This window comes from Endozoicomonas elysicola (genome assembly GCF_000710775.1).
Classification (GTDB): Bacteria; Pseudomonadota; Gammaproteobacteria; order Pseudomonadales; family Endozoicomonadaceae; genus Endozoicomonas; species Endozoicomonas elysicola.
Window position 1 is genome coordinate 805,195 of sequence record NZ_JOJP01000001.1, and the last position, 12,879, is coordinate 818,073.

The 12,879-nt window shown below is 44.7% G+C and carries 10 protein-coding genes; 6 read left to right on the plus strand and 4 right to left on the minus strand.

Translation table 11 applies throughout. The features are described from left to right. Window positions 1-168: 168 nt before the first annotated feature. Entirely contained in the window at window positions 169-627 is a 459-nt protein-coding gene (locus GV64_RS03410; protein ID WP_034843990.1) for a hypothetical protein, read from the plus strand. Between the two features lie 474 nt (window positions 628-1,101). Here GV64_RS03410 and fliO read toward each other — a convergent pair whose 3' ends face one another. Further along, a complete protein-coding gene (fliO, locus tag GV64_RS23565; RefSeq protein WP_020584559.1) occupies window positions 1,102-1,545 on the minus strand; it encodes a flagellar biosynthetic protein FliO in 444 nt (147 codons plus the stop codon). Window positions 1,546-2,007: 462 nt separating this feature from the next. Here fliO and GV64_RS03420 point away from each other — a divergent pair, with 462 nt between their 5' ends. After that, window positions 2,008-6,987, plus strand: a complete 4,980-nt coding sequence (locus tag GV64_RS03420; protein ID WP_020584558.1) for a hypothetical protein — start codon at window positions 2,008-2,010, stop codon at window positions 6,985-6,987. 183 nt (window positions 6,988-7,170) lie between these two features. Here the strand turns inward: GV64_RS03420 and GV64_RS03425 are convergent, their stop codons facing one another. After that, window positions 7,171-7,572, minus strand: a complete 402-nt coding sequence (locus GV64_RS03425) for a hypothetical protein (protein ID WP_020584557.1) — start codon at window positions 7,570-7,572, stop codon at window positions 7,171-7,173. Window positions 7,573-7,675: 103 nt separating this feature from the next. Between GV64_RS03425 and GV64_RS03430 the strand changes: the two genes are divergently transcribed. Then, window positions 7,676-8,377: an N-acetylmuramoyl-L-alanine amidase gene (locus tag GV64_RS03430; RefSeq protein WP_020584556.1), complete on the plus strand. Its 702-nt coding sequence runs from the start codon at window positions 7,676-7,678 to the stop codon at window positions 8,375-8,377. On the opposite strand, the gene GV64_RS03435 is transcribed toward GV64_RS03430, so the two are convergent. Together GV64_RS03435 and GV64_RS03440 are read right to left on the minus strand one after the other, a co-directional pair. Then, on the minus strand, window positions 8,354-9,151 hold the full coding sequence (locus GV64_RS03435; protein WP_020584555.1) for a phytanoyl-CoA dioxygenase family protein: 798 nt from the start codon (window positions 9,149-9,151) through the stop codon (window positions 8,354-8,356). The two genes, GV64_RS03430 and GV64_RS03435, sit on opposite strands and share 24 nt — an antisense overlap. Window positions 9,152-9,188: 37 nt before the next feature. Continuing rightward, a complete protein-coding gene (locus GV64_RS03440) occupies window positions 9,189-9,539 on the minus strand; it encodes a hypothetical protein (RefSeq protein WP_020584554.1) in 351 nt (116 codons plus the stop codon). A gap of 474 nt (window positions 9,540-10,013) precedes the next feature. On the opposite strand from GV64_RS03440, the gene GV64_RS03445 reads away from it, so the two are divergent. The 3 genes from GV64_RS03445 (at window position 10,014) to GV64_RS03455 (ending at window position 12,861) form a co-directional block, all read left to right on the plus strand. Further along, window positions 10,014-10,334 carry an antibiotic biosynthesis monooxygenase family protein gene (locus GV64_RS03445; RefSeq protein ID WP_026258567.1) on the plus strand — a complete coding sequence of 107 codons (321 nt, stop codon included), beginning with the start codon at window positions 10,014-10,016 and terminating at the stop codon, window positions 10,332-10,334. A gap of 60 nt (window positions 10,335-10,394) precedes the next feature. Continuing rightward, window positions 10,395-11,588, plus strand: a complete 1,194-nt coding sequence (locus tag GV64_RS03450; protein ID WP_020584552.1) for an MFS transporter — start codon at window positions 10,395-10,397, stop codon at window positions 11,586-11,588. Between the two features lie 79 nt (window positions 11,589-11,667). Then, window positions 11,668-12,861 (plus strand): class I SAM-dependent rRNA methyltransferase, encoded by a 1,194-nt coding sequence (locus GV64_RS03455; RefSeq protein ID WP_020584551.1) that lies wholly within the window; start codon window positions 11,668-11,670, stop codon window positions 12,859-12,861. Window positions 12,862-12,879: the final 18 nt, after the last annotated feature.

A 12,879-nucleotide genomic window follows, 5' to 3' on the forward strand; every position in this document is an offset into this window, starting at 1 on the left:
AAAATGCATCTGGTTAAAAAATAACCAGATGTTATTTTGTATAGCATCTATAAGGGGTAAAGGGAGTTATCCACAGCTCATTCAGGGGGTTGATCAGGGAAACTGTGGAAATCTATCAGTCAATTGGATTAACCTGAAGAAAACACTACCTCAGGGAAGGAGGTTATTATGGCGTGGGTTAGTGATACCGATGTCGAAGGGCTCAGTGCTCAGGAGCCTGTTGTTACAGGAGAAAGTGTTAAGGGAGCGATAACATCAGCTTCTGCCGACTCAACGGCTCTCCCCATTGAAGATGAATCCTACCTTTGCCTCTTATGCCTGCGGGACAGTACAGAGCGAATCGTGATGCTCTATTTCAATTACATCAAGCTACGCCAGGAGATATCAAGGGACACGCCAGCAGTGCTGCTCGGCATGTTGATGGTACTGCAGGAAAAACACAATGGCCTTCAGCATAAATTGCTGCACTATTACCCGGCAAATATGGCTGCTGGAAAATGGCATGACCGGGATGAACAGAATGAATTTCTGGGGTATCTCAGTGAAGACAGCCGTGAATCCCTCCAGCAGATCTGCCTGACGGAAATGAAGATGATGATGTTGATATCTCAAATGATGGAACAATAAACAGCCATTCTCAGGTTGTGTACAGGATTGTGTGGATAACCTGTGTGCGACCTGTATAACTCCTGTTCCCAGTGCTGAATAAGTTTATTAATTCTGAGCAGGGTGTGGAAAAGTCAGATAGATAAATGGTGAGGCAGAAAAAACCTGACATTGAGATCAGCTGCCTAGGTTCTGTTGACATAAGGCTCCAAACTCAGTGACACGTAAAGCCGCATTCCATAAGGCGAACTGGTGCAGGTGTAGTGGTTCTACATCAAAACCAGTTCAACGAAACTGGAAGGCGGCTTTACATGTCAGGCTGCGCGCCCCGCCCGCAGGGCTCAATCCAGAATGCTTCTGCCGTTGTTGCAAGAACTTGAAAGACATAAGTATTCCTGCGTTCTTGCGCCTAACCAGAAGCATTCTGGATTGAGCTGAGAAAGGATACTTATGTCAACAGAACCTAATATGATGCTTGTTATTGTTGATCGAGCTTCAGGCGTCAGACTTCTCTGATGATTTATCATCACCCGAATTGGAACGAAGCAGCTTTTTAAACTGCTCTGCCAGATCAGCCTGCCCTTTGACATTAGCCCTATCGACAACGGGAGCATCAAAGTCTTTGAGCAGGGTAATATTAGTTGGCGTAATACCGATCAGGAGATCTTTGCCGGCAACCCGAACCAGTGACAGGCGTGACTGACTTGATACCGGAGCACTTGATATAAGCTCTATATCTTTCCCCATGGCTGGCAGCTTGGGGTTAAATCGCTTGACCAGCCAGGCCAGAATGAAGATCAGGCTGACGACCATCAGCATGGGCATTACAACCTGAAAAAGATCCAGCTCATTAACCGGACTGACGGGCTCTTCTGATTCAGCCATCAGTGTGGCAGGCAGAAAGAACAGGAATGCATAATATTTTAATAGTTGTCTCATGTTTATGACTATAAATGTCTCAAACCCTGAAGTGCAACCCTATGATTTGGTTTATATTCTGATGAGTAGTGTAATCGAAGGGAGTAGTTACAATTTCTTTACTTGCTCTAATGTCGTAGCTATTAAAAATGACTTATCCTTTGGCGATTATTTTTAGATTGATGGACATAATAAACATTTGTTTTCAAAGGATATAAAGTATCAGGAAAATAATTTTTATAGTGTGGATTATTTTTTGTGAACTATCGTGCATTGATTCAGGTCTAACATCACTAATTAGAAAGTCTAATGGTAATTAATAGCTGGAAGTGTAATAAATACTACCCAATTTTATTGGTTGCCCAGCAGCTAACAGCATTGATAAAAGACTTTTTTCTATATCAACCCAGCAGGGTTGTTAGCAAGCTCATGCTTTAAAAAATGGTAATTATTCTTGGAATTAAGGAGTAAACAGGAATGGACATGAATATCGACGAAATGGTGGATGGTTGGTTGATGGTGCCAAGAGTAAATGGAAAAGAACCAACCACTCGTCAAGAAGGTGATAGAGCCAGCGATAATCAAGGTACTACCGGATTATCTGGTCAGGCACCAAGGCTTGGCGCCCATACCTGTTCAACAAATAGGCCTGAGAAATCCAGAATACTCCATCAGGAAAACACGGCGCGAACAAGCGACAATTCAAGACAACATTTACCTCGTTCTTCAGTACAGCAGTTGCCACCTCGTATTCAAATGAGGCAAGGGTCTGAAACTCCTCAGTTAACTTCATCGCCTGATAATCAATTAACAGCTAAGTCACATTTTCCTGTTTTAGATGAAGCTAGCTGGCAACGTTTTTATGATATTTTTCAGAAGAATTCTCCCGGATTTGCAAACCGATTTAGTGCTGATCATGTTAAAAACGCTCTGATGAAAGCTTTGAAAGAGGAAAGAGTGTCACTAGAAACTGTGAAGGGTATGGGGGATATCGCGACTCTGACTCAGATTCAAAAGAAAGCTATAGGGGAAACAATTACACAGTGCTATTTATGGAAACCTGACAATTCATCCAGCAAGGTGTTAGAGCCGCTGGTCACGAAGCATGAGCAAACTAAAGCTGCTACAGGAGTTGCAAGGAGAGAATCCGCACTGGTTTCACCGTCAGATTCATCTAAACCGGATGATGCTCTATTAGATCTAAAAGGCGATGACCTGGCTACTCCTATGAGGCGAGACATATTCTTGGGAAGAGCGGGGGGATCCAGCAATGACTGGAAGCCTGTGGACTCTTCCCAGTCTGCTCGTCCACGACAAGCTCTAAATTCAGCAGCAAAGAACAATGCTACCCCGGTTTTACAAGGTAATTTTCCGAAGACACCCGCATTTACTGACACTTTTGCCCTGACTCCTGATACCAACAAGACTAAGAGTACAGGAAGCTCACTTGTTAGTGGTGCAGCTGGTAGCTCTGCCCAGTTACGCCCCCTTCTTCCTGAGACTCATGGCTCTCGACAAGTCATGGCAGCTGTAATTCCCTCTAACAGAAAATCCAGTACTACTCGAGAGCAGTCTCACCAAGCTGCAGCCGTAGGTTCATCTACTTCACGCTTGAGTCCACCGGCAGAACGTAAGCAGGGAATGCCACTGTCTCCACAGGACTCATTCTTCCGGCCAATCAGCACTCAAACCAAAGCTCCGGAGTATTCTGGAGCAAGGCCGAAGTATCCACAGCCTGTATTGGGTAGTGGTTTAGTATGTCCAAAACCTGTAAGTCCGGCCAGAAAAGAGGCTGTTCCAGCAAGATCCACTGGTACGTTAAGCCAGCCTGTAACTCAGACCATACTTGAGCCTGGCTCTGTACATTTGGAGAATGCTACTGAACAGCAAATATCCAAAATAGTTCGAAACCTTAAGCTCCTTGACTCGACTATGGATGAGGCAACATGTTCAGGCATTGAAGAGAGCATTAACTCAATGGGCTTGGACAAGACGACTATTGAACAAGCAGCCGGGGGCATATGGATAGAGGAAACAAGGGATGCATTGGATAGAGTTCGGATGGAGTACGCTCTTCAAAAATTAAGTCCGCCCTCAACCCCTTCTGTTGGAGCAGGGTTGGCTTCAGGTTCAGATAGATCTGCGGGTTTTGCTAAGCCTATTGCTTCAGCCCCCGTTGTCGTTCAGAAAAAAAGAATGGGTTTGCCACCTGCCCACAACACGGCTGAAGCTAATATACCGGCTTCTAGACAGGCTCCTTCGCCATCTGGGAAAGGAATAATTGTGGGAACACCTTTGGCTTCACAGCCTGTGAAATCAGTAAAGCAGCGTGAAAAAACAGATCGTGCTCTCTCGGATGATGCTCAACAATTGAGAGGTCTGTTGTGGGGGTTAGGTATTGATCCGGCCAAACATGATCAGATCATTGCTCTAAAGCCTCATTCAATGGAAGCAGTGGAGTTGCAGCGTAAGTTAAAGGATGAAGCTCGTTTAAGCGATTCTGACGTTCGTTTTATTTTGAATTGCTTGAAACCCTCCAGTATTCCTTTTGGAGCTTCCGGGAATTTACCCAGAGCTCAGGCTGATAGAGCTGTACCTTCGGCTTCGAACCCGATGGCATCTGAATTCGGAAGCAGAAGAGGGGGAGCCGCAGGCGGAAATAAAACCCCTTCCTACCATCATCGTCCAGTAATACAAAGCCCTCTAGTGGAAACAAAGCAAAGTCCTGCTTGTGGCTTCAGTGGCTCAGCAGATGCTATAGACGGAGCAGCAACAAGACCTGGCCTTTACGATGAGATCATGTCGAACCCATTTGATGATGTTGAAGCAGAGAACACCAATGATTTTGGAGCTGTATTGAATTCTGGAAACTTAAGAGCTCCGGTTTTGAATACAGGGAATAAGCCGTCAGAACAGAAGGAGAAAATTGAACTTCCTATACCGGCCACACCAGTCCCTCAACATTCTGCTCCCATGAAAATAAATAGTGTCACAGAATATCAAGTTACTAAAATATTAGCTGCATATGAATCAGAATTCTCTGATTTACCTGTTTCAGAAATAGAGATAATAAAGAAAAATATTCGACTTATTGAATTAGATCATAAGCAAATCGATAAAGCCATTCAACGAAGTTGGGATACACTTGAGGCTATTCGTGCGTGTTGCCTTACTCTTGAGTCAGATACTAATTCTAATGGTGATGTTGAAGCAGATGGGGCTGGCAACTATGAGCCTGTCTTTGTCCCCGCTCAATTTAGGCCTCAAGCTCTATATACCGGTAGTCAGCAGTTGCAACAGAGAGAGCAAACCGTTGATGCTGCTGGACAGTGGTTGGGTATGGGTGCTGTATCTGACTCTCTGAGGCTGGATTTAGAAAGAGCCAGCGAGCAAGGGCAGATTAAGCTTTCAGAACTGGTTTCACCAAATAATCAAAATTCTGCTCTATTTGGTAGTAATGGCGTTACGCCAGCACAAGCTAATTTAATTCTTGCTGGGCTTAAAAAAGAAGATCCCAATCTAAGTGACACTAATATTGAAATGATTAGGAGACATATTGGTTTCATTCAGCTTAATCAGGAGCAAATCGATAATGCTATCCATGGTGGTAGAGATTCGCTTGGTGATATTCTATTTAAATGCAAGATGCGTGAAACAGAAGTTGTTGCTGTTGAGCCTGATTTTTCTTTATTGGCATCCGGAAAAACTCAGGCAAGTGTTTTAGTGGATATCAGAGATGCTGGTAAGTATCCCACCCAAGGAATAACTCATTCACATGGTAATGTCGCTTTAAGGGTACGAGCTGGTATTCAAGCAAGAAACAATAACTGTGGTCTTGCATCATTTTTTATATCTCTTTCGCATAATGGATTATTGGATAAGTTGATTGAGGATGGAGAGAATAAAGTTGAAAGACTTCGTGCCTCAAGGGATCTTGATCGAGCTAGGTCATTGACAGAGTTAGTTAATACACTGAAGAAATTCAACGTTGGCGGGGATCTTGGTAAATATATTCCAAATGATGAGCTTGATAATATTAGACTGCGCTATGGCCTAAGAGCTGCAAAATTGAATCGTAATGCTGTAGTTGACGCTTTAACTAAAAAAGGGCAGGTCGTAAATTTTGAGGTTGAATCGGTATTCGATCGTGGCGCAGATTTAAATGCCGTAACTCGAAAAGCTGCAATATCATTACGAATGTCAGCAGCTCCAGTCCAAGGCTCATCATATGCTATGGTGGTTTCTCTACCTGATCCATCTTTAGGTTATATGCGGTTAAGAGGTATTGACTTGGCTATAGGCCAAAAGTTAACTCAAACTGACCTATTGGGGTTGGAATTTGTACCACTTGGAGAAATTCTGGAGCCTATTGAGTTTATACCCCCGATCCTCGATGAGATCTATGGGTATGTGAATACTGAATCAGGGCCATTACAAAGTTTATCTCAACTACAGAGTTCGACAATGTCACTCAAACAGAAAGTATCAATGGTTGAGGTGCAGAATGACCGTAAAACTCTGGATTCTAATAGTAAGGCATCAGTAAACTTTGATCATACGATCAATGATGAAATAATTCCTGGGGATTGGATACTCAAGGAGAGTGAAACTGTAAAACAACCTCATGCTTATCTAAGACATCTTACAGGAAAGGTTACTGAACATTATTATAAAGATGGCATTTTAAGATTGAAGCTGACGAAGGATCTTCATCATAGAGATCAGTCTGAAACTAGGAAGGTATTCGATTTCTTTGATCAACATGGGAATATATTCAGGAAAACAGTCGTTGAAATGGAAACGCACTTTCAAAATGGTACTCCCTTCATTCGTGCAAGAGAGTCGGAGTTTGTTAGTCCACAAAGTGGCAAAACTATGAGAGTTGAGCAAAGAATGTTTGGATATGGCGAAGATTATCCAATGAGTGGTGAAATTAAAGTAAATATTATGCAGCGAGCAGGAGATTTTGAAGAGCTGATTGATATTTTTATTAATAGCTGGGAAGCGCGGTTTCAAGGTAATGTTGAAAGAGCTAGAAGGGCACTTTTACCGGATGAAGATAATAGCCCAGAAATTATATTCATGACCATACCTAATGAGGGTAAAGACAACAGGTGTAAGTTTGACTGGCAGAAGGATGTTACCGTTCCTATGTATGGAAGTGATCAACGAGTTCCTTATGAAGTCAGTGCCGTGATGGCTATTGAAGGAAGTCACTATTTATCCTGGCGAAGAGATCCTCAGAACGGCCTGATTCACTTTGCAGATTCAATGGGCGATATTGATGATAATAGGGTTACTATTCCAGTGGTTGTTACGATGCCTGATCAAGGTACAGACGCTGCTCTTCAGGCCGCTAACCAAAACATAAATGGAGCAAGTAATTACTATAAAGAGGCTAAAGATAGGCTGAAAGCTCTTGGGAGTCAGGTTGCTTTGGTTATGTTAAAGAGAAAACAATAAATTGGACTATTGGCTATTTGTGCCGATAAGGAGCTATCTTATTTATCTTGGTACATTTGAGCCATTTATTGGAGAATAAATGGCTCTTTTTTCCCTTGTACGATGCAGGGCTAAACAATTATTCAGGCTTGAATGCTTGAATTAAATTTGGTCATGCATTTGTTTGAGATTAAAAGTCTCGTTTCAACTTTCCCTTGAATCAGCCCAGTGCTCAATTTCAGGCTCAATATAGGCATGTTCAAGTGCCTCAATAGCCCAATCCTGCTTTTCCGATAGCTTCCTTAGCTGTCTGAGAGAAACTACTTGCACAACTGGTAACTGGCTCCATATGCTTTTGGTCAGGCAACGCCAGTGATTGGGTTCCAAACGCTTTGGGTTCTCCAGTTGCGTCTTGCAGGTTTCGCAAAGCATAAGACAGTGGTCGTAGTCTGGTTCACTGGGAACCGGTGCCACTTCATAAATGGACAGTGGCACTCCAGACGCTTCACAGATTTCACACTTTGATTTTGCCCTGCGTGCCAGGTCTTTGCCCAGGAGACTTAAGGCATCCTGACGCTCCTGATGTTTTAACAGCCCCTTGGCCATTGTGTCTCCTCCAATGATGTCTATTCATTAAGTCGTGACGGCTTGCAGTCTGTAGAGAATCAGACAATGATAAGTTGATCGACACCTATCTGGCTGAGCTCATATGACTCTTAATGTGAACAGGATAAAAACTGCCAACTGGGATGACTGGTTAATTCCTGTGGATTATCTGGTAATTCATTATACAGCGGTAGACCTGCAAGATACTCTGGATATCTTTATGAATCCTGAGTCCTGTGTCTCTTCACACCTGGTTATCGATACGGATGGCGCGATTTATGAGCTGGTTGACTGTTTGAGTGGTCAGGCATGCAGAGGCTGGCATGCGGGTGTTAGCCATTGGGAAGGCGTTCAGGGCTTAAATGATTGCTCCATTGGCATAGAGCTGGTGAATTACAACGGCAATGTATTCCCGTTTACTGACGCTCAGTATCAGTCCCTGCATCAGGTGGTTGCCAGATTTAAAGAGCATTATCCTAACCTGAGGGATCCTCAGAGGGTGATTGGTCATGAGCATATTTCCGGCTTTCGCGGTAAAGCTGATCCTGGTGTTCTTTTTGACTGGCCCCGTTTTTACCGGGAGAACTATCCGGAGTTAACTGCGCCATTACGTCAGGCAGTGTGCCCGGCAGTACTTCAAGAGAGCTTGATGCTACTTAAAGAGAGTGAGCCTGAGTCACCAGAAGCAAAGAGTCAGTTCTGGCGTTCAGTCAGTTTGCTGACAGAAACAACCGTGCGCCTTATTCAGGAAGCTTCAGAGCCATCAGCCGGTAAAGAGCCATCAGCGGATAAAGAGTCCAAGTAATTGTTTACCAATCTCCGTCAGTTGGGCGGGTTCGCCCGGTTCCGGATCCTGCTGATAGGGGAAATTGCGCCAGCGCTCAGGCGCTCTTTTTTCACGCCATAACTGAATACGTTCTTCCCGGTTATCTTCGGTGCCTGCGGGAAACATGGAGATGTATTGTGTAAGCCGTGGTTTGGTATGGTGATTCAGGCTGCTGGCATGGGGCAGGCGCGAATCCCACAGGATAAAGGTGCCGGCTTTGCCTCCCAAATTAACAATATCATGGTCTTTCAGCTCTTCATCCGTGAACAGTAAAGACTTTCGGTTCAGTGTTGTTTGTTCTCTCTGGTAGAGGCTTGGGACACAGCAAAAAGCACCTTGGTTATCTTCAGTGTCCGTCAAATAGAGTATTCCCTGATACCTGGGAAGGAATACCTTTTCCGGATGGCTGTCCAGATGAATCCGGCTATCGTCTTTTTCCTCGGGGTGCTCTGGTCGCCAGGGTGGTTTGAATGAAGCCCGGTCCAGCCTTATCCAGAGATCTTCCGTCTTAAAAAGATCTGCAAACAATCGGTACACTGGCTCATACTGACGAATATCCCAGAAGGCCTGATGGTGGTGAATAGGAACAATGCCATTGCTTCCCAGGTTTTTCTGATACCAGGTGGCAGGATCTTTCAGATTAACATCCAGAAAGTCAGTAATGGCGTTGATGGCGGGCTGGAGTAAATGCTCAGGTACCAGATCAGGAACGATGATATAACCTTTTTCCTGTAACCCACTCTGGTCGATCATTATTCAGTTACCCCATGCCGCTGCTTTTGATGAAAAGTTAGTGAAGTGTGGTCTCCATTGCCTGCAATTCATAAGACTCTGGAGGAACACTGTTTTCGAGACTATCCAGTAAGGCCAACACCGTTTTACGAACGATGTCTGTGTTTTTATTCAGCTCATGGTATTTGACAATACTGATCAGAATTTGTGCCAAGGGATAGGCGCGCAGATTATTTTTTATATCGGCAGGAGATAGTTTACCTGTTGCCTGATCGACAAAGTCATTGGCACCAAGAGTGAAACCCTTATGGGCAGATTCAAGCAGGTCCATCATTGATTGGTCGTCAGTGCCATCCATCAATGATTGGAGCAGGGTGTTTAACTGTTCTTCGTTGTTGTTATGAGACATCTCTACAGCTCCTGAATAGGTTTAGTAGAGACTAAAGTTCCGCAAGAGGCAAAAGTATTCGTACATGTCCTGAAGTAATATTGATCGCTATCTAGACACACTTCGGGATATTAAAAGCAATAAGATAAAAATAACGCGATTGTACTTGGAAGTCGTCGCTTTCTTTAAATAGACTGCACACTAGGCTCTGTTGACATAAGGTTCCAAACTCAGTGGCTCGTGAAGCCGCATTCCACAAGGCGAGCTGGTACAGGTGTAGTGGATCTACATCAAATCAGCTCAACGAAGCTGGAAGGCGGCTTCACGAGCCACCCAAAGGGCTCAAGCCAGAATGCTTCTGCCGTTGTTGCAAGAACTTGAAATACATGAGTATTCCTACGTCTTTGTGCCTAGCCAGAAGCATTCTGGCTTGAGCTGAGAAAGGAATCTTATGTCAACAGAGCCTATAACAAGATGCTAAATGCAGGGGATGGTATGTCGCTCATAGCAAAAACTCCAGAGCCACCCTATTACGCTGTGATCTTCACTTCACTCAGAACCGACGGGGACAATGGCTATCAGCAAATGGCTGATCGCATGTTGAAGCTTGCTGCAAACCAGCCCGGGTTTCTTGGTGTTGAGGCGGCAAGAGAAGCGGTTGGTATTACAGTCTCTTACTGGTCAGATTTGGATTCAATAAAAAACTGGAAAGAAAATTCTGAGCATATGGAAGCCCAGAGGGGGGGCTATGGAAAATGGTATTCATCTTTTAAAACCAGAATTTCAAAAGTAGAGCGTGAGTATGGCAATGAATGAGGTGCTCACACAGCGGTATTGCAAGCGGGCTTCCTTTGTTTTCTTGTTGGGCTTGCCGTCATGATTGAAGCTCGGACTCAAGGTTTCTGGCGTGCAACACTCGCTCTTTGTCTTGGCTCATTTATGGTGTTTGCCAATCTTTATATCAGCCAGCCACTACTGCCAATGCTGGCTGAAAATTTCAACCTTTCTGCGTTGGAAGCCAGCCTTAGTTTTACCATTACCACGTTTATGCTCGGGCTTTCCTTGTTGTTCTACGGGCCGCTATCGGACGCCATTGGACGTAAATGGCTTATGTTGTGCAGTATGGCTGGCGCTGTGTTCTGTACTTTTCTGATTTCGCAGATCAGTGATTATCAGCATATTGTTATTCTTCGAGCGATACAGGGATTTTGTCTGGGGGGGTTGCCCGCGATTGCCATTGCCTATATGGGCGATGAGTTTGCCACGCCCGCACTGACTCTGGCTGTCGGTTTCTATATCAGTGGCAATTCTCTCGGAGGGATTGGTGGTCGGTTGATTGGCGGATTTATGGGAGACTGGTTTGGCTGGTCTGACGCCTTTTTGTTTATGGCCCTGTTGAGTATTGTATGCCTGATTGTGTTTGTATACCTACTGCCTGATTCAAAGCAGTTCCAGCCGAGTCCTCTGCGATTCAAGAAAGTATTCAGTGATTTATTAGGTCATTTACAGAATCCGTTATTACTGACAGCTTTTCTGATCAGTGGGTTTAATTTCTTTATTTTTGTCAATCAGTACACCTATGCAACATTTCTGTTGTCGCAGGAGCCCTATAATCTCTCAGCCAGCTGGCTGGGTATGCTGTTTTTAACGTATCTCAGTGGCACTTTGGGGGCTGCTTTTTCAGGACGACTGACGGGGTGGTTGTCGCAACCTGCTATTATGGCTTTTGGCGTCTGTTTGCTGATTCTTGGCTCAGGCTTGATGTTGACGTCATCCATTGACTGGATCATTACCGGTTTTCTGGTGAATGCCTTTGGATTCTTTGTTGCTCACTCCAATGCCAGTAGCTGGGTGAGTCATAATGCTAAAAGGGCGAAAGCCAGTGCCTCTTCTCTGTATCTGGTTTTCTACTATCTGGGAGCTAGCACCGGTGGCTTTTATCTGGATATCTTCTGGCGCTGGATGGGATGGCAGGGTGTGATCTTCGGGTCCTGGCTTATCCTTGCTTTGACGCTTGGGCTATCTCTCTGGCTTTACTGGTACTCTGGCCGCAGTGTTTCTTCTTTGTAGCGTAGCCTGAGCTATAACAAAGAACGTTTCGGGCTCATAGGTTCTGTTGATATAAGGTCTGGGCAAAAAAGGTTATCACATGTTTTTAAAAAGATTGCGCCTGAAAAATAAGGCAGATCGTCGCCTCAAAGCCGGGCATTTATGGATCTACAGCAACGAAGTTGATACTCAAACCACGCCTTTGAAGAGCTTTGAGGTGGGAGAACCTGTACTGGTAGAAAACTCATTTGGCAAGGCGCTGGGCACGGCTTATGTCAACCCGAATAGTTTGATCTGTGCCCGTCTGGTCAGTCGTGATAGTGAGCAGCCACTGGATAAATCTTTGCTGGTTCATCGAATTAAGATAGCCCTCAGCATGCGGGAAAGGCTATTTGAAAAACCTTTTTACCGGTTGATTTATGGAGACAGTGATGGGCTTCCCGGGTTGGTGGTAGACCGGTTTGATGATGTGCTGGTGGCTCAGATATCCACAGCAGGTATGGAACGAGTCCGGGATGATGTGGTTGCAGCACTGAATCAGGTTCTGAAACCCAAGGGGATTCTGTTTAAAAACAGTGGTAATGCTCGCAAGCTGGAAGACCTTTCACAATATGTTGAAGTTGCCTCAGGTGTGGTTCCTGAAGTGGTGGTTTTGGAAGAAAATGGTGTGAGTTTTCAGGCGCCCGTTATGGAAGGACAGAAGACTGGCTGGTTTTATGATCATCGACTTAATCGGGAGCGCCTTCGGAATTATGTGAAAGGTAAGCGGGTACTGGATGTATTTAGTTACGTAGGGGGATGGGGTATTCAGGCCGCTGCTTTTGGTGCGGATAAAGTGACCTGTATTGATGCGTCCTCCCTGGCTCTGGAAAATGTACATGCAAATGCTGAATTGAATGAAGTGCAGCATAAAGTAGATACCCTTGAAGGCGATGCTTTTGAAGCTCTCAAGGCATTAAAAGAGTCAGAAGAACGTTTTGATGTTGTGATTGTTGACCCACCGGCATTCATAAAAAAGCGCAAAGACATCAAGGTTGGTGAACAGGCATATCGGCGAATCAATGAGTTGGCCATGCGTTTGCTGGAGCGGGATGGTTATCTGGTGGCAGCCTCCTGCTCAATGCATCTGCAGAAGGATAATATGATTGACCTGCTCAGAGCAGGCAGCCGCCATATTGATCGAAATCTGCAGATTGTGGATCAAGGCCACCAAGGCCCTGATCATCCTGTGCATCCGTCTATTCCAGAGACTGAATATATCAAGGCAATTTTCAGCCGGTTAACTTTTCAGTGATTGGGCATTAAGCCTTAG